This window comes from Nonlabens spongiae, assembly GCF_002117125.1.
GTDB classification, from domain to species: domain Bacteria; phylum Bacteroidota; class Bacteroidia; order Flavobacteriales; family Flavobacteriaceae; genus Nonlabens; species Nonlabens spongiae.
This window is the reverse complement of the sequence record NZ_CP019344.1, coordinates 1367984-1389830: the sequence shown is the minus strand read 5'-3', so window position 1 is coordinate 1389830 and position 21847 is coordinate 1367984. Positions and strand designations below refer to the sequence as shown.

The 21847-nt window shown below is 38.6% G+C and carries 26 protein-coding genes; 11 read left to right on the top strand and 15 right to left on the bottom strand.

Annotated elements, in window-relative coordinates:
• Positions 1-109: 109 nt before the first annotated feature.
• The 4 genes from BST97_RS06380 to BST97_RS06365 form a co-directional block, all read right to left on the bottom strand.
• The gene (locus BST97_RS06380; protein ID WP_085766454.1) at positions 110-547 is read right to left on the bottom strand and encodes a hypothetical protein; all 438 of its coding nucleotides are present in this window, start codon (positions 545-547) and stop codon (positions 110-112) included.
• Between the two features lie 75 nt (positions 548-622).
• On the bottom strand, positions 623-2053 hold the full coding sequence (locus BST97_RS06375; protein WP_085766453.1) for a CCA tRNA nucleotidyltransferase: 1431 nt from the start codon (positions 2051-2053) through the stop codon (positions 623-625).
• The gene (locus BST97_RS06370; RefSeq protein ID WP_085766452.1) at positions 2053-2697 is read right to left on the bottom strand and encodes an L-threonylcarbamoyladenylate synthase; all 645 of its coding nucleotides are present in this window, start codon (positions 2695-2697) and stop codon (positions 2053-2055) included. The genes BST97_RS06375 and BST97_RS06370 overlap by 1 nt, the downstream gene beginning before the upstream one ends.
• A gap of 56 nt (positions 2698-2753) precedes the next feature.
• On the bottom strand, positions 2754-3893 hold the full coding sequence (locus BST97_RS06365) for a hypothetical protein (protein WP_085766451.1): 1140 nt from the start codon (positions 3891-3893) through the stop codon (positions 2754-2756).
• 64 nt (positions 3894-3957) lie between these two features.
• Here BST97_RS06365 and BST97_RS06360 point away from each other — a divergent pair, with 64 nt between their 5' ends.
• Both BST97_RS06360 and BST97_RS06355 read left to right on the top strand, forming a co-directional pair.
• A complete protein-coding gene (locus BST97_RS06360) occupies positions 3958-4743 on the top strand; it encodes a glycosyltransferase family 2 protein (protein WP_085766450.1) in 786 nt (261 codons plus the stop codon).
• 226 nt (positions 4744-4969) lie between these two features.
• On the top strand, positions 4970-5752 hold the full coding sequence (locus tag BST97_RS06355) for a lipopolysaccharide kinase InaA family protein (RefSeq protein WP_085766449.1): 783 nt from the start codon (positions 4970-4972) through the stop codon (positions 5750-5752).
• 7 nt (positions 5753-5759) lie between these two features.
• On the opposite strand, the gene BST97_RS06350 is transcribed toward BST97_RS06355, so the two are convergent.
• From BST97_RS06350 to BST97_RS06340, 3 genes are all read right to left on the bottom strand, one after another.
• Positions 5760-6764, bottom strand: coding sequence for a glycosyltransferase family 2 protein (locus tag BST97_RS06350; RefSeq protein ID WP_085766448.1), 1005 nt, complete (start codon positions 6762-6764; stop codon positions 5760-5762).
• A gap of 4 nt (positions 6765-6768) precedes the next feature.
• Positions 6769-7830, bottom strand: a complete 1062-nt coding sequence (locus BST97_RS06345; RefSeq protein ID WP_169711539.1) for a glycosyltransferase family 9 protein — start codon at positions 7828-7830, stop codon at positions 6769-6771.
• 87 nt (positions 7831-7917) lie between these two features.
• The gene (locus BST97_RS06340) at positions 7918-8682 is read right to left on the bottom strand and encodes a glycosyltransferase family 2 protein (RefSeq protein WP_085766446.1); all 765 of its coding nucleotides are present in this window, start codon (positions 8680-8682) and stop codon (positions 7918-7920) included.
• A 99-nt stretch (positions 8683-8781) separates the two neighbouring features.
• Here BST97_RS06340 and BST97_RS06335 point away from each other — a divergent pair, with 99 nt between their 5' ends.
• On the top strand, positions 8782-9615 hold the full coding sequence (locus BST97_RS06335; protein ID WP_085766445.1) for a glycosyltransferase family 2 protein: 834 nt from the start codon (positions 8782-8784) through the stop codon (positions 9613-9615).
• 99 nt (positions 9616-9714) lie between these two features.
• Here the strand turns inward: BST97_RS06335 and BST97_RS06330 are convergent, their stop codons facing one another.
• From BST97_RS06330 to BST97_RS06310, 5 genes are all read right to left on the bottom strand, one after another.
• Positions 9715-9954: a glycosyltransferase family 9 protein gene (locus BST97_RS06330; protein ID WP_157111504.1), complete on the bottom strand. Its 240-nt coding sequence runs from the start codon at positions 9952-9954 to the stop codon at positions 9715-9717.
• Positions 9954-10769 (bottom strand): 2,3,4,5-tetrahydropyridine-2,6-dicarboxylate N-succinyltransferase, encoded by an 816-nt coding sequence (locus BST97_RS06325; RefSeq protein ID WP_085766443.1) that lies wholly within the window; start codon positions 10767-10769, stop codon positions 9954-9956. The genes BST97_RS06330 and BST97_RS06325 overlap by 1 nt, the downstream gene beginning before the upstream one ends.
• Before the next feature lie 67 nt (positions 10770-10836).
• A complete protein-coding gene (gene trmD / locus BST97_RS06320; RefSeq protein WP_085766442.1) occupies positions 10837-11514 on the bottom strand; it encodes a tRNA (guanosine(37)-N1)-methyltransferase TrmD in 678 nt (225 codons plus the stop codon).
• A gap of 389 nt (positions 11515-11903) precedes the next feature.
• Positions 11904-12113 (bottom strand): helix-turn-helix transcriptional regulator, encoded by a 210-nt coding sequence (locus BST97_RS06315; protein ID WP_085766441.1) that lies wholly within the window; start codon positions 12111-12113, stop codon positions 11904-11906.
• Positions 12103-12579, bottom strand: a complete 477-nt coding sequence (locus BST97_RS06310; RefSeq protein WP_085766440.1) for a hypothetical protein — start codon at positions 12577-12579, stop codon at positions 12103-12105. The genes BST97_RS06315 and BST97_RS06310 overlap by 11 nt, the downstream gene beginning before the upstream one ends.
• A 165-nt stretch (positions 12580-12744) precedes the next feature.
• On the opposite strand from BST97_RS06310, the gene BST97_RS06305 reads away from it, so the two are divergent.
• The 6 genes from BST97_RS06305 (at position 12745) to BST97_RS06280 (ending at position 17739) form a co-directional block, all read left to right on the top strand.
• Entirely contained in the window at positions 12745-13104 is a 360-nt protein-coding gene (locus BST97_RS06305) for a BlaI/MecI/CopY family transcriptional regulator (RefSeq protein WP_085766439.1), read from the top strand.
• Positions 13105-13106: 2 nt separating this feature from the next.
• Positions 13107-15404, top strand: a complete 2298-nt coding sequence (locus BST97_RS06300; RefSeq protein WP_085766438.1) for a M56 family metallopeptidase — start codon at positions 13107-13109, stop codon at positions 15402-15404.
• A 265-nt stretch (positions 15405-15669) separates the two neighbouring features.
• The gene (locus BST97_RS06295; protein ID WP_085766437.1) at positions 15670-15822 is read left to right on the top strand and encodes an SsrA-binding protein; all 153 of its coding nucleotides are present in this window, start codon (positions 15670-15672) and stop codon (positions 15820-15822) included.
• Entirely contained in the window at positions 15822-16643 is an 822-nt protein-coding gene (locus BST97_RS06290; RefSeq protein WP_085766436.1) for an ABC transporter substrate-binding protein, read from the top strand. Before BST97_RS06295 ends, BST97_RS06290 begins: the two co-directional genes overlap by 1 nt.
• Before the next feature lie 11 nt (positions 16644-16654).
• Positions 16655-16939, top strand: a complete 285-nt coding sequence (locus tag BST97_RS06285; protein ID WP_085766435.1) for a hypothetical protein — start codon at positions 16655-16657, stop codon at positions 16937-16939.
• Between the two features lie 11 nt (positions 16940-16950).
• Entirely contained in the window at positions 16951-17739 is a 789-nt protein-coding gene (locus BST97_RS06280) for an FkbM family methyltransferase (protein ID WP_085766434.1), read from the top strand.
• Between the two features lie 28 nt (positions 17740-17767).
• Here BST97_RS06280 and BST97_RS06275 read toward each other — a convergent pair whose 3' ends face one another.
• The gene (locus BST97_RS06275) at positions 17768-18907 is read right to left on the bottom strand and encodes a glycosyltransferase (RefSeq protein ID WP_085766433.1); all 1140 of its coding nucleotides are present in this window, start codon (positions 18905-18907) and stop codon (positions 17768-17770) included.
• A gap of 46 nt (positions 18908-18953) precedes the next feature.
• Between BST97_RS06275 and BST97_RS06270 the strand changes: the two genes are divergently transcribed.
• Both BST97_RS06270 and BST97_RS06265 read left to right on the top strand, forming a co-directional pair.
• Positions 18954-19799 carry a glycosyltransferase family 2 protein gene (locus tag BST97_RS06270; protein WP_085766432.1) on the top strand — a complete coding sequence of 282 codons (846 nt, stop codon included), beginning with the start codon at positions 18954-18956 and terminating at the stop codon, positions 19797-19799.
• A gap of 16 nt (positions 19800-19815) precedes the next feature.
• Entirely contained in the window at positions 19816-20214 is a 399-nt protein-coding gene (locus BST97_RS06265) for a sugar 3,4-ketoisomerase (RefSeq protein WP_085766431.1), read from the top strand.
• A gap of 3 nt (positions 20215-20217) precedes the next feature.
• Here the strand turns inward: BST97_RS06265 and BST97_RS06260 are convergent, their stop codons facing one another.
• Together BST97_RS06260 and BST97_RS06255 are read right to left on the bottom strand one after the other, a co-directional pair.
• Positions 20218-21114: a glycosyltransferase family 2 protein gene (locus BST97_RS06260; RefSeq protein ID WP_085766430.1), complete on the bottom strand. Its 897-nt coding sequence runs from the start codon at positions 21112-21114 to the stop codon at positions 20218-20220.
• A gap of 9 nt (positions 21115-21123) precedes the next feature.
• On the bottom strand, positions 21124-21807 hold the full coding sequence (locus BST97_RS06255; RefSeq protein ID WP_085766429.1) for a cell division ATP-binding protein FtsE: 684 nt from the start codon (positions 21805-21807) through the stop codon (positions 21124-21126).
• Between the last annotated feature and the right edge of the window lie 40 nt (positions 21808-21847).

Sequence of the window (21847 nt, the reverse complement as noted above, 5' to 3'; positions counted from 1 at the left end):
CTTTCGCGAAAGCGTAACACCTTTAATTATAACCGATTTATGAAAAGATCAAGAGGTCAATTTTCTACATAATAAGTCATCACCTGAAATTGATGCTAAGACTGAATTATTAGAAATTGATGCCTCCCGTGGGACAGATAAAGGATTGATAACCAGAGCTCAAAACAGTATTGTTATTTGCTTCGAAAAAGGCGGGATTTGAAAATCTAAACTGTTGTTCAAACTCATTGTAATTACCTAGTTGAAAAGTGGGAGTGTCAAAAACATTCTGAATCGTGGGCCTGAAGTCAAACGCATAAGCCTGCGGATTGTATTTCAATAATTTTTGATCAAACTTTGATGTTTCGACAACTTTGTCCACCTCAAAATTAGTCGAGCAATTACTTAAAAATTGCTTGGTCAGCAGTTCCAGATCCAGGGTAGTCGTGCTGGGCTGAAAGTCGATCCTGCACTCACTGAGAAAATCAGTTGTGGTAGTTTGAAGGCTTTGGGCAATTGAAATAGTACTCGAAACAATAACTAAAAGTAAACAGATCACCTTTCTCATAACCACAAAATTTGGCTTAAAGTTACTTTAGAAATTTTACAAAATCGTTAAAGATTTTATAGTTCCAGTAGGGAATCAGTGCTTCGGTTCAAGACCTAATTCCTTACCTTTTTCAATCATGAGTAACCTTGCGGCGTCGTGCTCGTTTGGGATTACTCCATCTAGAATAGATTCTTTGATGTAAGATTTGATCATTCCTATCTCGCGGCAAGGCTTCAAGTTAAAGGTCTTCATAATTTCTTTACCAGTTACCGGCGGTTGAAAATTACGCACGTGATCTCGTTCTTCTACCTCTTCAACCTTTCTACGGACTTTTTTAAAGTTGTTGAGGTATTTCTTGAAACGCTTCGGATTTTTTGTAGTGATATCTGCCTCGCAAAGGGTCATCAAATCGTCTAGGTGTTCACCTGCATCATGAATAAGCCTTCTTACCGCACTGTCAGTAGCCGACTCATCGATTACTGCTATGGGACGAGACGACATTCTTACCAGTAACTGAACATATTTCATCTTATCGTTGAGGGGCATCTTCAACCGCTTGAACAAGTGAAAAACCATTTTTGAACCCTTGAACTCATGACCGTGAAAGGTCCAACCCGTACCTTTTTGGAATTTTTTTGTGGGTGCTTTACCTATGTCGTGCAGCAAAGCAGCCCAGCGCAACCATAAATCATCCGTATTTCTGGAGATATTATCAACTACCTCTAGGGTGTGGTAAAAATTATCTTTATGTGTTTCTCCTTCAATCTCATCAATCCCTTTAAGGGCAGTAAGTTCTGGTAAGAATCTTTTTAAGAGACCTGTTTTCTCTAATAAAATGAAACCCTTACTGGGTTTTTCACTCAACATGATCTTGTGGAGCTCTGCCACGATACGCTCACGTGATAAGATATCAACTCGCGATGCATTGTTCTTGATGCCGTCGTAAGTGTTTTGATCAATCTTGAAATCCAGTTGGGTAGCAAACCTTATGGCGCGCAACATCCTAAGCGGATCGTCACTGAAAGTAACATCTGGATCAAGTGGAGTGCGTATTATTTTATCTTCCAGATCTTGTATACCGCCAAAAGGATCCAGAAGCTCACCAAATCTCGACTCATTTAAGCAAAGCGCAAGTGCGTTTATGGTAAAGTCCCTGCGTTCTTGATCGTCCTTCAAAGTGCCTTCCTCGACTTGAGGATTGCGGCTATTCTCATTATAACTTTCTTTGCGAGCGCCTACAAATTCAAGTTCTGTATCGCCGTGCTTTATCATGGCAGTACCATAATTTTTGAAGATGGTCACTTTAGAATTAGTGTCCAGTAGACGGCTGACTTTTTTTGCAAGTTCAATACCACTCCCTACGGCAACCACATCAATATCTTCTACATTACCACGCTGGAGGAAAAAATCACGCACAAATCCGCCTATGACATAAGAGTTCAGCTCAAGGCTGTCAGCAGCTTCTGAGATGGTTTGAAAAATAGGCAGCGCTAGGGCTTGAGGAAATTTAAGATTTTGATCCATTACTTACGTATAATCTTGAAAACACCATTGTTTGAAATTTTCATGATCGTGCTCGCTTTGATGGTCTTGTGAACCAGCGGTAGGTTAAGCACATGATCTACTCGATCGATTAGTTCTTGAGATATATCTGAAAACTCAATAGGTGAGGAGTCTCCACTCAAATTGGCACTCGTAGAAACCAGGGGTCGCTTCAACTTTCTAATCATGCTGCGGCACAGAGGATCGTTAGTGACTCGTACTGCGAGAGAGCCATCGCCTGCCACCACGTTTTCGGCTACGTTTTTAGGTTTATCATAGATAATTGTAAGTGGCTTTTTATTCACTTTCAAAACTTCCCAAGCCATATCTGGAATGTCATCGATAATGGATTCCAGCATATTAAAGCTGTCCACTAAGACAATCAACGATTTTGATTTGTCTCTTTCTTTAAGGGCATATATTTTTTCTACCGCCTCATAGTTGTAGGCATCGCAACCCAGTCCATATATTGTATCCGTAGGATAGATTAAAGTTCCACCTTTTTTAAGAGCACTAACGGCATTATTGATATCTTCCAGAGGAAGTTCAATTTTAGGCTCTAGATTTTTAGGTTTTCTACCGCGCACCTGGTCCCGGCGGTTTTTGTGTCTATCGCTGTTTTTCATCGCGGTAAAATTTGAGCGTGTAAAAATAGAAATCCTTCTTCACTTGCAAACGAATCCTATAAAGCATCTTGGGTTTTTCTAGAAACTAGAAACTTCTCAATAGCTATAGCATAACGTTCAGATACGGTCGTAGTGGGTTCGGTAAAGACATTGCTAGAATTTGTTAGGTTTTGTAATTCTTTTTTAGGCTTGAAGTCTTCTTCGGCCTCGTTCAGTGCTTTTTCTAGATCTTCAACAGATTTTATAATTTGTCCTAATTTCCAAAATTCAAATTCCTCTAATGGGTAATCTAGTCCCTGTGCATCAAAAAATATACACGGTCTAGGCTTAAGAATGAATTCTAAAACCTGGCTGGAAGCGTCACCCAAATAAATGTCTGCCTCATTGATATACGCCATCTCAACACTTTTCCTACTTCCCAGATCGATATGAATGTTCTCAAACTTTGTGTAATTGTTCGTAAAACTAGTCTCCGTTTCTGAACCAACTTTATTGAAGAGATTCACATGGGGAGCAAAAATGAGATTGTACTCGCTTTGACTCGCAAAAAAATCCAGTATTTTTAATCCATAAAGGTGCCAGCTGCTGTGAGGTTGCGAAAAATGCGGAGTATAGATCACGGTTTTCTTGCCATTTTTGAAAATGTGTTCATGGCTCAACTTTGTGACTACATCTAATTTTGCTAGACCTGCAACGGTATGATTCACTTCAAAACCTTCACTTTTCAATCTCGCATTCATGTTTTCTCCGATGAATACATGAAAATCAAAATCAAGTAGATCTTTTTTTACAGCATAATTTCTACCTAGAATACCATGAGATATCTTTATAAGGTAAGGTTTGTCTCCCTTCCTTAGCTTTTTAAGAACATGATGGTGATAATCAGAAAACACTAGAGCGTCATAGTTATTCAGCAATTTTGATGCATTCTTTTTATACCAGAATCCTTTTCTGGGCAACTTCCTAGATTTAAGAAGGTCTGTGAAGCGTCTGAAAGCCTTAGTTTTCCAGTAATGGATTTTTACAGCATGATCGGGATAAAGCTCAAGAAGTTTATCTATAAGACCATTCTCATACTCATGGGTAATAATATGGCTATCATGATTTTTAGACAGAGCTACTGCAACGCTCAGAAAGTGATAAAGATGATGGGTTTCTTCAAGATAAATAAATCCGATCTGAAATCTACTCGTCATAAAACCCTCTTTTCTCTAAATTTAATGAGCAAGGTACTACTTTTATGCTTTTAAAATAATTTCAATGACATCTGCACTCGTAGTGACTACCTATAACTGGCCTGAGGCTCTGAGCATTCAACTTAAAAGTATAGAAAGGCTTACTAAGCTACCTGATCAAGTAATTATTGCAGATGATGGCTCTGGCAAGGAAACTCTAGAGGTGATTGAGCAATTTAAGTCTAAATCTGACTTGAATGTAAAGCATGTATGGCATGAAGATAGAGGTTTCAGAAGATCTGCTATTTTGAATAAAGCTATTGCCCAATGTGATGCAGACTACATCATTCAAAGTGATGGCGACTGCATTCTGCACCATAGTTTTGTTGATGACCATTTAAGACATAGTGCTGCAAATACTTATCTCCACGGTAGCCGCGTAAACATTCAGAAGGAACTCGCTGATAAGATTTTAGAAAGCCAACAATACAATCTCAATGTGTTTAGTCAGGGAATCAAAAAGCGAATGAGAGCGCTTCATCTCCCAGTACTATCCACCATGAATAAGGCAGAACAGTTTTTATCTAAAAAAATACGTGGGTGTAATTTGAGTTATTGGAGAAAAGATTTTTTGAATGTAAATGGTTATAACGAGGATATTGAAGGCTGGGGCAAGGAAGATTCAGAATTGATTTTAAGAATGCTCAATAGTGGAGTCTCTGGAAAGCGATTGAAATTTGCAGCCATTGTTTTTCACCTGTGGCATAAAGAACAAGATAAAAGCGGTGTTGAAGCAAACATAAGACTAGAAGAAAAAACCCGCAATGAAAACATAAGCTGGATAGAAAATGGAGTTGCAAAATACTTATAGCTAAGCGCTTAAAATCAATGATGTACCTGAGATTTGACTTTATTCAATATTTAATGGAAGATAAGATCGTTAATGGATAAGTTGTATTTATTTTATCTCGCTTTCGCGAAAGCGAAAAATCATAAAAACATCACACTGTTTAAGGATCAAGTCTTGATGACCGGGTGAGAATTATTGAATCGGTACCTAAAGTTCTTGTATTTTTGAACTTCTAGCAATAATAAGAATGTCGAAAGACCGCCTCTTTGTTTTAAGCCCCAATTGGCAGGACAAAAAAGAACTCATTGAAAATTCTATTCTTTCCTTTGAAGAGAAGGGTTCTGTAATTCATGAACAACGCAATACGGTCAAAAACTTTCAGGTACAAGATGATGTCATAAACATCAAACGATTTAGAACGCCTCATTTACTCAATTCGATCGTTTACAGGACTATAAGAAAATCAAAGGCAAAACGATCTTTTGAAAATGCAAGCTACCTCATGGAGCAAGGGATAGGTACTCCAGAACCCATAGCTTTTATAGAAAATTATTCTAATGGTTTACTGGGACAAAGTTTTTATATAAGCCGCTATCAGGACCATGATTTCACATTCAGAGAGATTATTCATGATGAGGGAATGGAGAACAGGGTGAAAATTTTGAAAGAATTCACGCATTTTATGCATGGCATGCACGAAGCAGGAATTTATTTTGAAGACCACTCGCCGGGAAATACGCTCATAAAAAAAGTAGGGGATAATTACTATTTTTATTTAGTAGATCTGAACCGGATGAAATTCTTCACTCTGACTAAGGAAGACCGTATCAAAAACTTTTATCGATTAACACCCTATCGATCCATGCACGAGATTATGGGGAGAGAATATGCTCGTATTATGGGCTGGGATCCAGAAGAGACCGTAGAGCAAATTATGAGTCATGTGGACCAATTCCAAAAATCTTTTTACAGAAAGAGAAGGTGGAAAAATCGCTTCAAAATCCTAATAGGAAAGAAACCTAAGATTTAATACTGGCTCATTTGAGATTTTTACTTTCTAGCCACTGATAAACACCATATATAAAAATAGCGTTTCCTGCTAAATAAGCTTCTACAAGGCCTTCTGCACCTTTAAGTATTTTAAGTTTTAAGAAATATTGTTTAAAGAAAACAGCCATGCTGGAAAGTTTTAGGGCAAAACCTCCCTTTGTCTTTGATACATGATTATTTAATGCGCGTTTGCGACAATCTTGATGATAGGAATCCAGAAATGAGTTGAATTCAACCAAATCTTTATAAGTCTCGATAGGCGATTTTTCTTGTAGAATACGTGATTTGATCAATCGCTGAAAGACTCCATAACCATTAATTTGACCTACCACGATAGCTGGGAAACCGTCTTTATAACCATTCTTAAAAATGACACTTTTAATAAATCTGAAATTTGGTTTGACTAAACATAAAAAAAGATTGTTGGACTTCTTTTTGCGCAGGACTTGTTGTGCCTGAAAATTACCATAAAGCATTTTTTTTTGTAGATAGGAATCAAAGCCTTTGTAGGTATAATGGTTGATAAAACCTTTTAAGAGAGGAGTTTGCCCTTCAATAACAAAGTGCTCGTGAACTTCACCTTCAAATCTATATCCTGTATTTCGTATGAGACGTATAGTTTTGTCCGTATGATGGTAGAGAAAACGATCCATGTAATGGTGAACAAACTCTACCTTGTAACCATTGTGCTCTTCAGATTCTATAGCCTTGAGAATGGATTTTTTGAGCTCAGGGGTAACGCGCTCATCAGCATCTAGAAAAAAGACCCAGTCTGCTTGAGTCTGATCTAGTGCAGCATTTTTTTGATCAGAAAAATTATCAAATTTTCTTTGAATTACCTTTGTGACAAAGGGTTCTGCTAATTCTACCGTGCGATCTGAACTAAATGAATCGATTAAGATGATCTCATCAGCAAACTCAACCGACTCTAGCGCTTCCAGTATGTAGCTCTCTTCGTTGAGAGTCGGTATAATTACAGCGAGTTTGGGCATAAACTCAATCTTGTTTTAAAATTAGATTTAAGTACGGGCCTAGTTTGTGCCAGATCATATTTGCATCTAATTGACGGTAATAATGAATAGGCTCACTTTCTATCTTCTTCATAGATTTCCTGTCTACATTTTGATAAAGATCAGGCCGCTGATCCCTAAGGTGTATAGAGGTATGAATCGGTAAATTTTCAAAGCTATTCCATGTGGCCTTATCTATAAAGGGTGAGAAGATGGTAAAAGTGGGAACCTCTAGAGCTTTAGCCATGTGAACAGCACCACCCTCATTAGATACTAATACGTCAGCTTCTTTTAGAAGATGAAGGAATTTATCTAAATCTGGTTCGTAGGCATCCTCATTGACTGCCTTTTTATTCTCGATAAGGTCATAGATTTCAGCTGCTTCTTGCTTTTGATGAGGTGCGTAGTTGAAAACGATCTGATGGTCCGGGAAGCTTTTGATAGTTCGGTTAATGATATCAGCCATTGTTTCTTTAGGTAGTGACTTGCTGGGCGTACTACCTAAAACACCAATGATTATAATAGGTTTTGTTTCTGTTTTATTCTGAGGCTGCTCTAATTCTTCAAGATAGATCTTCGGTTGATAAATCTTGGTTTTTAAAGGTAAAGCTGCATCGCAAAGACTGACTCGATCATCGAGCGTTTTTCCGCAATCCATTGTTGAACTGGATTTATAAGGAACCTTAATCGTGTAGGGTTGAAAAGAGGTTTTCTTCACTTTTCTAATGAAACCAGCAGTTTTAGTTGCACCAGATAAATAACACATCAACTTGCTCTGGAATTTAGCATATGGGTCTAAAATCAAATCATAATTCTCTCTTTTCACCTTTCTACAATACTTAAGTAAGACTGGAATCTTTTTAAGTGATTGTGCATCTACCGAAATTATTTGATCTATGAAAATATTGTATCTGATGACTGGAACAGTATAGTCATAACAGAAAAAATGAACGATACTGTCCGGATAATTTTTTTTAATATTTTCAGCTAGTACAGAAGTAAGTAAAACATCACCTATTCTTTTATTCTGTATGATTAGGACTTTCAAGGGTTTGAATTTATAGGCCTTTAAAGCAAAAGTTAATATAAAATAATTTTAATCGCATTAAGGTAAAAAACAATCAAAATCAATAGTTCAATTTAAATTACGACGGTATAACCATAATTTGACATATCTCATAAAAATACCGTAGCTGCGCAAGTAGGCAATAGTGAATCCCACAAAACCGTCTAGGAAGCCTTTTTGTAGCACGTAGTGTTTGAAAAACCCCCAAAATGGTTTCAATACTACATGAAACGCCGTAATCTTACCCACCTTTTTATCAAAGTCTCGAGCTTGCAGGTCTGCATAGCGTTGTAATTTAATCACATGATGGTCTATACTTACATACTTATAATGTAACAATTTGTTTTCAAGCCATCCTACGCTACCATCAGCTTTAATTTCAGAGTGTACATGTTTATCTACATACCTGCACTTACTTTTCATGAACAGCCTGATCACCTTGTCATTTTTCCAGCCGCTATAGCGTACTTGTTTCCCCATAAAAAAGTTGCGCCTGCCCATCCAGTATCCTACATGTTCACTTTCATCCAGTGTAGGAAAGATTTTAAAAATCTCTTCTTTAAGTGCAGGGGTCACGCGCTCGTCAGCATCTACGAGGAGTATCCACTCATGTTTTGCTTGGGGAATAGCCCAGTTCTTTTGCGAGGCGCTATGCTCATATTCTCTCGTGAGTAATTTCGTAATATGGGGTTTTGCTAGCTCGACAGTATTGTCTGTACTGTTACTATCCACCAGAATGATCTCATCGCAAAAGTCAACTGACTTCAACACATCTACAATGTTATGCGCTTCATTATAAGCTGGAATAATGGCAGATAAAGCTAGTTTAGACATGAAAAATGCTTAAAGGCATGGGGCGCAAAAATAAAACCTTGCGATATATTACAAATAGTTATACTTAAATTTGTCGTAAATCATACATTTAATTCTTCGATGACAGAAAACCCTACGATTTCAGTAATCATAAGTACTTATAACTCTGTTGAATGGCTTGAGAAAACCTTATGGAGCTATGAGCAGCAAATCTTTAGGGATTTTGAAATCATCATTGCTGACGATGGCTCTGGAGAAGAAACAAAGAACTTCATCAAAAATTTTCAGAAGTCAAGCACACGACCTATAATACATGTATGGCATGAAGATGATGGGTTCCAAAAAAGCCGCATTCTCAATAAAGCGATCCTCGCTTGTAATTCGGATTATGTGGTTATGAGTGATGGTGATTGTATCGCACGTGAAGATTTTCTTCAAATTCATTACGAGAGGAGAGAGCCTGGATTTTTTCTCTCAGGAGGATATTACAAACTCCCTCTTGACATCTCAAAGGCGATAACAAAAGATGACATTCTTACGCAGCGATGCTTTGATTTGGAATGGCTCAAAGCTAAAGGTTTACCCGCCTCTTACAAAAACCAAAAGCTTACTTCTGGATTTGTAACCGCAAAAGTAATGGAGAATCTCACTCCTACAAATGCCAGCTGGAATGGACACAACAGCAGCGGCTGGCTCAATGATTTGAAAGCCGTAAATGGTTTTGATGAGCGCATGCAATATGGTGGTCAGGATAGAGAACTAGGTGAACGATTATTTAACAAAGGATTGAAGTCGAAGCAAATACGTTATAGCGCAATTTGTTTACATCTTGACCATGCCCGTGGATACAAAAATGAAGAATCGATAAATAAAAATAAGGCGATAAGAAAATCTACCCGCAAAGAAAATTCAGATTATACACCTTACGGGATCAGAAAACAAAAAAACTCTTAAATACATCACCTGATCTTTAGGCTTTAGATTCCCTCTTATTATATCTAAATGCTTTATAGCCGCAGTGCATAGGACTGAACTAGGTTTAAATTTCGTACATCATTCATAAAGATTACGCTTTCGCGAAAGCGAGAACACCGCAGGCAAACTGTTAAATTCCTGTTTTGTCACCTTAATAAATTGATCTATAGCAGGATAGTTTTTAACCACGGCTTCTGTTCTTGAAGATAATAGGTAATGTACCTCAGATTCAGGAAAGGTAATTTTAAGTTGCTGGGCAATTATGGTACTGGTAAGCACATCGCCCAGCATTTGATATTGAATTAGTAATACCCTCACTATACGGCCACATCGTATTCCCTCAGCGCATCGTTGAGCGATGTTTTCTTATTGGTACTTTCTTTACGCGTGCCTATGATAAGGGCGCATGGTACATTATAAGTCCCAGCTGCAAATTTCTTGGGCATGGAGCCTGGAATTACGACACTTCTGGCAGGTATGCGACCTTTGTACTCTTTGGGCTCATCGCCAGTTACATCTATGATCTTTGTGCTGGAAGTAAGGACTACGTTAGCGCCCAGAACAGCTTCCTTCTCCACTCGTACACCTTCTACCACGATGCATCGCGAACCTATAAAGGCATTATCTTCAATAATCACAGGCGCAGCTTGAAGAGGTTCTAGCACGCCACCTATTCCTACACCACCACTTAAATGAACATTCTTGCCTATCTGTGCGCAGCTACCTACAGTAGCCCAGGTGTCAACCATAGTTCCCTCATCTACATAGGCGCCTATGTTAACGTAACTAGGCATCATGATCACACCGCTTGAAATGTAAGCACCGTGCCGTGCTACAGCGTGAGGAACGACGCGTATACCCTTAGTAGCATAATCTTTCTTGAGTGGAATTTTATCATGGAATTCCAAAGGCCCACACTCGATGGTTTCCATTTTCTGGATGGGGAAGTATAGAACAACAGCTTTTTTTACCCACTCATTGACTTTCCATTCATTTTCGGTAGGTTCTGCAACGCGTATAGTACCACGATCGAGCATGTCCACTACTTCTCTAATGGCGGTTTGGGTGACTTTATTCTGTAATTGGGAACGATCTTCCCAAGCATCTTCTATGACGTTAATTAACTGGTCCATGTGACTTTTTGCACAAAGATAGGGGCAATTTTGTTAGCTACCGATTTGCGAATAATGGAAAAACCGATCAGTCTTTTAACATATCTGGTCTGCGTTTTTTAGTTCGCTCAAAAGCTTGTTCCTCACGCCATTCTTCTATTCTACCAGCATGTCCGCTCAGCAGGATCTCTGGAACTTTAAGTCCTTTGTATTCTGCGGGTCTGGTGTAGACTGGTGGGGCGAGTAATCCATCTTGATGACTGTCTGTTAACGCACTAGTCTCATCAGAAATAACTCCAGGGATCAAGCGGATGACAGCATCACACAGAACGGCAGCACCCAATTCACCGCCAGAAAGCACATAGTCGCCTATGGAAATTTCTTTGGTAACAAAAAGGTCACGCACACGCTGATCAACTCCTTTATAATGGCCGCATAAAATGATGAGGTTCTCTTTAAGTGAAAGCTGATTTGCTATTCCCTGATTCAAAGTTTCGCCATCTGGAGTCATATATATGACTTCGTCATAATCTCTTTCTGCTTTTAGGTCCTGAATCAATCGATCTATAGGTTCAATCATCATAACCATTCCAGCACCACCGCCATATTGATAATCGTCTACCTGGTTATACTTGTTGAGTCCATAATGCCTCAAGTCATGCATGTGAACTTCTACAATTCCTTTTTCGATTCCTCTTTTAAGGATAGAAGCCTCAAATGGACTTTTGATTAACTCTGGAAGTAACGTGATAATATCTATGCGCATGGGGCAAAGTTAGCGGTTTTCGTTTGACAGTAGGCAGTAGCAGGATGCAGTTGCCAGTTGCAAGTTGATAGTTGTGAGTTGCAAGCACTCAATTCGTCGAATTGGACACGGAACAGCTATAAAGCATAAAGCTTACACCAAATTCCCAAGCCCCAAAGGGAGCAGCTTTGAATGTGCCTTGCTGAATTCAATCAGGATAATAGAAAACCTACCCTATAGGGTCAGGGGAAAGGGTTTCGACGATTAGTTGAAAATTACCAGTTGTGGGTTACATGCACGAATAGGTTATCAATCACAACATAAAGATCAGAAGTCCTATTTATAAAATCACGTCCTTCAAATTGACACATGTATAGAACTTTCTACACTTTTCAACTTCAATTTCAATTTCATTTCCCCCAATCACTCTCCTCAATCTCAAAAATATCCATAACACCTGCCTTAAAAATTGAGGCCATTTTTAGCGCCAGTAGAGTAGAGGGGACGTATTTTCCCTTTTCGATACTGTTAATCGTTTGACGGCTTACTTGAATTTTGTCTGCCAGATCCTGCTGAGTCATGTTGTTCATCGCGCGATAGACCTTGATCTTATTCTTCATCACTGGATTTTTTGAGTTGGTATTTTTTCCAGTTGAATATGATGAGGAAAAATATCAAAACGGTAAAAACATTAAGCATTAAAACTTTTAGGAAATCCATTCCATAAACGAAAATCGTCGCAAGTATATAGAATCCATAGTTAATGTAAACTGATAAAATCAGGGATTGCTTTCTGAGTTCAGAGATCATTTCGTCTTCTATGCGTTCTTTAGAAAATGCCCATATCAATCCCGACACGATAGCAATTATCGTTAGAATTTCATCGAGAACATTATTGCCCTGCCAGTAGTTACCGGTAATATCACTAAACATGTGATCTTTTTCAAAAGGAGAAAAAACAACAACATCAAAAATTTCAGGTCTGAAGTCGTAAAAATCCACAAAAATCAAAGCTAAGAAGCTAATAATGAATAGCAAGGACGACCAAAGCCGATGTTGATGAGCAAATAGAAATTTAGAAGTCATGATCAAAAATTTAACCAAATGTAAATTAAACTTTACAAATAGTAAAGTAAAATAGACTTTCAAACTTAATTAGCATACCTTAACGTAAAAAATAGTTGAATAACTATAAAAATAGTTTGAAAACTAGATTTATAGTTATATGTTTGAACTATCAAATTAAAGGAGATGGAAAAGCTCACCCAAAAAGAAGAAGAGGTCATGCAAGTACTCTGGAAGCTTGAGAAGGCTTTTGTCAAAGAAATCGTTCCAGAACTTGAAGGTAAAAACCATTACAATACCATTTCCACCGTTGTGCGCAAACTGGAAGATAAGGGCTATGTGGGTTACGAGGCATTTGGTAAAACCCACCGTTATTTCCCCATTGTTAAAAAGGAGAATTACCGCACCGCCTTTGTGAATAATGTGCTTACCAGCTATTTCAACAACAGCTACAAGAATATGGTTTCCTTTTTTGCCAAAGAAGAAAAAATCAGTGCCAAAGAGCTACGGGACATACTGGAAATGATAGAATCAAAAGATGACTAGCCATGGAAGAATTAGCCACATACCTACTTAAAAGTGCCGCAGTACTCGCCGTTTTCGTTTTTATCTATCATTTCCTTTTGAGAAGATTGACCTTCTTTCAAGCCAATCGGTTTTTCTTGCTATTCGGCCTGGTTGCCAGTATCATTTTTCCACTCATTGAGATCACACAAACCGTTTATGTAAGCGCACCGATGCCCGTTGAAACGATCCCTACAACACTTTACACACCTACGGCTTACGTGCTGGAGCAAAGACCAGAGGTCAGTCCCATTCTAGAAACAGGTTTTGACTTCACAACTTTGTTCTATTGTCTCTATGCCGCTATCGGACTATTCTTCCTCGGTAAAATTGCGATAGAGCTCACCTCACTGGCACGCTTGATCAGATCTGGAGAGAAGGTAAGAATTGGGCAGTTTTTCTTGGTCTCGCTTTCGCGAAAGCTAACTCCATTCAGCTTTTTCCACTACATCTGTCATTCTAAACATGAGAAGAAAACCCCAGAATTTGATTTGATCATCGATCACGAGAAAGTCCACGCTAGACAATGGCATTCTCTCGATGTGATAATTTCTAATCTCTATCGAGCGGTGTTTTGGTTCAATCCGCTGGCGTGGTGGATCAAGCGACAGATCACCGAAAATCTGGAATTCATTGCAGACGCCGAGGCAAAAGCAGCAAACACCAGTAGCATCAGCTATGAGCGCACGCTGTTGAGCGTTCTCGCCAGTCAGCCGCAACCCGCGCTAGCCAATAACTTTTTCACACCCTCCATTAAAAAAAGAATCATCATGTTACAAAAAGAAACTTCAGCACGCTGGCACGCGTATAAATATGCCTTGATTTTACCAGTGATTATTGTTTTTCTCTACAGCTTTAACGTAGTAGAAAAAGTCGAGTATTTAAAGTCAGACAATCCTGAAATAATGACGCCCGAAAACCGTGCAAGTCTAAATTCAAACAAAACTGAATTAGTTGATGTTCTTTCAGATGATAAGAAAGAAGAAAACCTTTCAGAGATCCCGAAAGAACCAGTATCTGGCTCATCAGATTTGAATGGTCGGAATTCAAGTCAGCGTGATCTTCAAGATGAAATTCTCATCATCAAAATCACTCAAGATACGGATCGCGAGCAACTGGATGACAAAGTCAAAAGGCTGGAAGAACTGGGCGTGTCCATGGATCTGAAAAAAGCAAAATACAAAAACGGGAAACTCGTGCACCTCAAGTTTACGCTAGATGATGGCAAAGGCTTTACTTCAAAACATGATCACGACACCTCAAACGGTATCAGCGCTGTCTGCATCGTAAGAAAGAAGAATGATGATAAGGTAGAATGGGAGGTAGGTAACTGCTCAAACATTCAAGCATATGGTGCTGCAAATGAACAAATTCAAGATGCTTATATCGTTATGAAAGACGCCAAACTACATGAAAAACTTGCAGAAGCTCAAGTCAAACTTGCCGCGGCTCAAGGAAGGTCAGCTCAGATTAACATGGACTCGACCATGAAAGCTTTTTCTCTTGCCGCAATAGATCTGGACTCCTTAATGATGGACATAAATTTTCAAATGGAGGGCATCGATCTAGAAAATCTAAAGTCGAAATTGGATAGCATGAAAATTTCTATGGATTTGAGCGAACTAAAGTTACAGTTTTCCGATAGTCTCAAGCTTGCCAAGATTCGTAAACAGATAGACAGTATCAAGATTCCAGAATTCACCTTTAAAAGAGCAGATGGCTCGACCGATATCATCGCTTATCATACAGATGCACAACCATTGTACAATCGAGCTCAGCCTATTGCAATCATCAATGGCAAAACCTATTCTGCTGACATGATGAGCAAACTAGATGAAAATAAGATAAAATCTGTTTCTGTGTTGAATAATGACGATGCGATAATCAAATACGGTGAAAAAGCTGAGAATGGAGTAGTAATTATCGACTACGATGGAAAGCTGCTAGAGATGGATAAAGTCCGTGATTATGGATCAGGTTCTCAATACATCATTTTTGATGAGCCAAAAGCTAAGTATAAAAAAGACCAATCGATAAAACGCTCTGATTTTTTGATGGATTTCAGTCGTGAGATGCTAGAGGTGTATGCAAAAGAAATTGAAGATCAAGGTTATGAACTGGATATTAGAACCTATCGTGAACGTGATGGTAGATTGATTAAGCTTAAAGTCGACTTTGAGGGAAGCACCTACACAATCAAAGCCGACAACGAGATTCAGTCTTTAACATTTACCTATTACAAAGACGGTCGCAAACCAGTGATGACGTCCAGATCGATATAGTCTGAGGGTAAAGCGCTCTGAGCTTTGAGCGTTGCGCTATGAGCTCAATGAATTCCAATTTGAAAACTTGAAAGGATTTGCCATTTTGCTCCCAGCTCACTGCGCTATGAGCTAGTCAAATTGATTATAGATTTTTATACCACATACCACATACCACATACCACATACCACATACCGCTTATTGCTTAAAGCCTACAGCACATCGCATATAACGTTTTGAATAAGAATTAACTAATCTTCATAAGGCAATCCTTACCTTTGGTAGGTGAAGAAAAAACTTTTCAAAACCCTCGCAAAGATCAACAAGGCTTTACTGCCCAGCTATTCAAAAAAGCAAGTTGATCTGACTAAAGCCAGCAAGCTGCAAATGGCAGTTTTTGGCTATCGCTTGTGGGTCACAAAAAACGCCTTGGATTAATGTTTTGTAAAATAACTGATCAGCTGGACCGCATCGTGGAACTAGCTGAATTGCCTCAACGTATCATATCTCTAGTACCGTCACAAACGGAATTGCTCGTAGACCTAGGTCTTAAAGATCGGCTGGTGGGAATTACTCGATTCTGCATCCATCCTTCGGGACTGACTGATGAAATTACCGTGGTAGGAGGTACAAAAAAGGTGGTCGCCGAGCGGCTTTATGAGCTTCAGCCTGATTTGATCATCTGTAACAAAGAAGAGAATACCCCAGAGATTGTTGAAATGTGCGATCAGATTGCACCCGTTTACGTTTCTGATGTGAATGATTTAGATCAGGCGGCAGAGATGATTAACGATTTAGGTGTATTAACTGGCACCAGTTTTAAGGCAAAATCGCTTTCGCGAAAGCTAAAAATGTCCTTCAATAATTTTTCAAAATTGGATCAGAAGAAGGTATTGTATTTAATCTGGCAAGATCCTTTTATGGTCGTGGGAGAAAACACCTTCATAAACGATATTATATCTAGATCTGGATTAGTGAACGCTGCAGCCGATAAAGGTCGGTACCCTGAACTAACCATGGAAGAGATCATTAAGCTGCAACCAGATTTGATTTTCTTATCCTCTGAACCTTATCCGTTTAAAGAAGAGCATAAACAACGGTTTGAAGAAGCATTTAGACTTGCGCCGCCCATGCATCCCGTAAAACCTAATGTGGATCCCAAGATTTTAGTAGTCGATGGTGAGATGTTCTCATGGTATGGCTCTCGTTTACTTAAAACCACTGACTATCTTGATGAATTACGAGCACAAATCAACTAACCTGAACTACAATGGCAGATCAAATATACCTGGAAGACTTTGATTATTTCAATGGAGCAAAAGTGCTTCACTATCATGAATTTGCCACTCCACAGGAGGTGAAGGATGAATTCTTAACCACTTTAGAAATTCACGCATTAGCCATTTGTGACTATGCCGGAGAGGAAACGATGTTATTTTATTTCAACGATGATCTTGACATCGTCATGGAAAAGGAATTTATGATTCCCGGTCAGGCAAAAGAAGATGCTGCTACAGACTTTCCCGGGATTGATATCCAATGGAAGAATAAGTAAGTCCATCGCTTATGGAATTTCTAAAGAAAAAAGCACGCGGTTTACGTAAAGCCATCTATAATTTAAGGGGAGGTTACCCATTCAAGGTTCATGGAGAAAAATTTCATGTTGAGACCAGTGATATCGGGTATTGGAAAAACGTTAATAATGGTGATTGGGAACCAGAAACCTTCATTTATTTGAAAGAAAATTTAGAAGCGGGAGATATTTATGTGGATATAGGAGCTTGGGCCGGACCTACAGCTCTTTATGCATCCAGAAAATGTGCCGAGGTATTTTGTTTTGAGCCAGATCCGGTAGCTTTCAATAATCTCACTAAGAACATTAGGCTCAATAAAGCAACAAACATTCATGCTTTTAATATCGCGGTAGGTCATTTTAATGGGACAACCACCATGTCCAGTGCTGGCGAAAAGCTGGGAGATACCATGACCAGCATGGTCACTGATCACTCGGGCAAAGAAATTTTTAAAGCAATGGTCATGACTTGGGACCGCATTAGAGCCTACTGTAATCTAGATGCAATCAAAATGATCAAGATAGATGTCGAGGGAGCCGAGTTTGATTTGATCCACGATATGGTTGATTATCTAAAAAAACATCAACCTGTTTTATGGTTGAGTATTCATCCCACATTCATTCCCGAAAATACCGTGGAACAAAAAATCAATAGGCTTATAGAGGACTTATCATTTTACACATCGTGTTATGATCAAAAATTGCAAAAGGTATCTATAGATGAAATGAAAAGTGCAGAAAGCCTAAAGGGCTATCCATCTTTTTTATTTAAAATGGAATGAGACGGTCTCAGATCTTCGTAAAAAATATTTACGATAAATAAATCTTCTCGTATTTCTGAGCAATTCTCTTGCAACCATGATATTCCAATACATGTTTCCGAGCTTTTTTCCCTATTTCAAGAATTAATTCAGGTTGATCTATGAGTTCTGATATTTTATCTATTAGATAATCGACATCAGGTTTTGCGTCTATTGCCGGGATTTCATTCAAACCATGTGCTTCCAGGTATAAATTACTTGCTCCGGCAAAAACAACTTTACCCATCGCCATCGCTTCAAGAGCATTGTAGCCCTGATCATAGCACAAGACCTGATCTAAAAATATATGGCATTCTTTATAGCTTTTTATATATTCAGCATAAGGGAGGTTTTCGGCTATTTTGATTGCAACTCTACCGCCATATTTTTTTTGAATGACCTTAAGTGCCTCCTTAAAATAATTGATTCCCTTTTTCCAGTAATTGTGCCTATTGATCCCCATAAAAATTTTTATGGTACTCAAATCCTCATTCTGCTCTAGTTTTAATCTGTGAGTTTGTACGGGAGCCGGTATAATAGGGGTAGCTTTAGGGTCGTTTACTAGTGGCATGCGATAATCTGTATTGCTGGGAACCACCGCTGAGCTTTGAGCTTTGATCAGTTCATAATTTGCTGCATATTCCTTCTTGAGATATCTCAAGGTGTACATCTCACCAGCTTTAGGCACTACCTCGTTTTTATAAGGGTCTAAAATGCTGTATCCCTCATGATCATTTACCAAGTAACGCACATAATCTGTATCATCGCCACATGCTACTAGTAGGCTTTTTGAATTGTTTTCTAAGAGAAAATCAATCATTTTCCGCTCCGTGGTGGCTTCTGTATTGAACGCATTTGAATTTATGAATTGTACGACGTCGTGATCTTTTAGGAGGTTTTCGCTTTCGCGAAAGCGAGATAACACCACTGCATCACGTAAATCCTTTTTAGTGAATCTCTTGATCAGATTTCTAAATTTCTGCTTGAACCAGCTTTTTTCAAAATCAGAGTCATAAAGTTTAATGTCAACAGGGTAATTCTTGAATCCATCACCATCGCCCACGATCGTTACCTCGTGCCCCAGTGTTTCTAAACCGTGTTTGAGCGCGTTATGAAAACCGCTATATTCTCCTACTAGCAAAATGCGCATGAAAGGGTGAGGATGAAGTTAGTATATTTGAGCTAAAGATACTGCCTTGCCACGTTATACTAAAGATGATGTAGAAATTCTTATAGCTACCATGGAGCGGCAGGACCTATCTTTTTTAAAGGCCATTTTTAATAAGCCCCTGAATCAGATTGTGGAAAATATCCTAATTATCAATCAATCCAGAAATTTTAAGTTGGAAAGCAACCAAGAGAATATCAGAGTACTTAACGATATTAATTTTGGCTTGAGTCGCAGCAGAAACATGGCTTTTAAATACGCCAGCAAACCTTTGATCTGGATTCTGGACGATGATTGTGAAGTGGTTGAGGGTGCAACAGATAGAATCGCAGCATCTCATACAACCTATGATGAAGCCATTTTGACCTTCCAAACCAGGCGACGAAATGATGGCAAGCCTTTTTGGAAATATCCTAAAGTGTCTAAAATTTTGGGAAAGAAATTATTGAAAAATGTACTGTCTCCTGAAATTACGTGTAAAATAGATTTGGTTAAAGGTGTGAATTTGGATTTTGATTTACGGTTTGGGTTGGGTGCGCAATTTCAAGATAGTGAGAACTATGTTTTTTTTGAAGAAGCTCTTCAACGTGACTTGAAAGTGCGATTTGTTCCTGAGGAAATCGTGATTCATGATCCGACTACCAGTAGTGATGAAGCCAGTTCTGACCGGTTGATCTACGCCCGTGGAGCGTTAGCTGCAAGGCAAGGCATTTTGAAAGCCACTTATTTAAATTATAAATACACGTTTTTTTTGTGGCGCAAGGGAATGGTAAATGGATTGAAAGAATTATTTGATAAGCATAATGTTTTTCAACGCGGTGCAAATGATTACTGGTCGGGATTTGAGGGACACCGTATTCAACAAAAGAAATGATCTTATATTTGATTTTATGGAAATCCAACTCATAGATATTCCCAAAATTGCAGATCCCAGAGGTAACTTGGGGGTGATTGAAAAAGAAACAATTCCTTTTAAAGTTAATAGGGTGTATTACCTGTACGATGTTCCAAGCGACTCTTACCGTGGCGGTCACGCGCATAAGGAATGTCAGGAGCTATTGATTGCTGTTTCTGGAAGTTTTACCGTCGCACTCGATGATGGTAAAAAAACTAGAACAGTCAATCTCAACAAGCCAGGCAAAGGCCTATTAATTCCGCGCATGATATGGCGGGAACTGACTGATTTCTCAAGCGGAGCGGTTTGTCTAGTTCTAGCCTCTCATGAATTTGAGGAGGAAGATTATATTAGGGAAAAAGAGGAATTTGAGAAAATCGTTCAGGCAGGTTAGATTTTACTGTTTGATTAATGAATTCTCAGGTTTGCTTCTAGCAAGTTTGATATACTCATTTAATTTAATCATATCTAAAAACAGTAAACGTGGCTCACGGGATAAAAGATTCCTAGTGAGATATTTTTCTAAGTAACTAATTGTTTTAGATATTATTAAAGTCGACTTCATTTTCTTTAATAAAAGGTAAGCTCTTTGAATCGGTCTATGATCGTGTGGTATTACCTCATCTTTCATCAATATATAAGTAGCTAAAACTGCGGTTTTAGATTTTGCTAAAAACTCTATACTTGTTTCTAACCCTTTATGGCATATAGGGTTATGAATAAAATTGATACTTGCTTTCTCGCGCTTGAATTGGGCAGCTAGATAAAGATCTGATCCGTAAATGTTAGGTAGTTGATTTTCAGTAATAGACAGGAAAAATTCTTTATCTACTAAAAATGAGGCTGAAACAAAGCACTCGTAAAGCTTTTCGCGAGGAATATTTTTTTTCTCCTCGCGGCTTTTTCCATATTTCCACCGAAGGATTTGAGATTTTTCAGGTTTATCCTGACAATAACATATACCTCCATAGATCACATCGTAGTTGGTATGGCAAGCTTCAGCGTAAACCTTCAAAAAATCATTTTTTGCCATACCTAAATCAGCGTCAAGAAAAAGAATATATCTATTGCTTGATTTATTTGCTAATAACTTCCTAGCTGCATAATCACCTATATTCTCCTCACCGCGTAAAATTCTTATTTTAGGATGTGGGATATCTTCAAACACCTGTTGCGATGCATCATCATATATGATGATTTCAGTAAACTCTTGGACAGAGTCCATTTGCTTCATAAGACTTTCTACCAAGTGTGATGGATTGTCATTATAACATGGTATGCAAATGCTTATCATGAAACAACATTAAACCGCCCGTTGAACCACCTCAAAAATTTCACCATCGTCACATTTCAGTGTTTTGGATGGGTATTTGAGAATGAGTGCATAATCATGGGTTGCCATAAGGATGGTATTGCCATTTTTATTGATGGTTTGTAATACTTCCATCACCTCCACACTAGTTTGTGGGTCAAGATTACCGGTGGGCTCGTCTGCAATAATGAGTTCAGGTTCATTTAAGAGAGCCCGTGCAATGGCGACACGTTGTTGCTCGCCACCCGAGAGTTCGTGAGGATATTTGAAGCCTTTGGTTTTCATGCCTACTTTATCGAGCACTTCATCCATGCGAGCCTGCATCTGCTTTTTGTCCTTCCAGCCGGTAGCTTTGAGTACAAATTTTAGATTGTCCTGAACGGTACGATCGGGTAAAAGTTTGAAGTCTTGAAAGACGATTCCCAGTTTACGACGCAGGTGAGGGATCTCTCTTTCGCGCAAGCGGGCCAAATCAAAATCTACTATGGAACCTTTACCTTTTTTGAGTGGAATGTCCCCATACAGCGTTTTCATAAGGCTACTCTTACCGCTTCCCGTCTTACCGATGAGGTAGACAAATTCTCCTTTCTCAATTTGAAGATCCACATTTTTGAGAATGAGATTGTCTCGCTGAAAAATATCAACTCCATTAAGATCTAGTACGGTCTCAGGCATAGTTAAGCATAAAATTTATTCTTGCAAAAAACACGCAAGG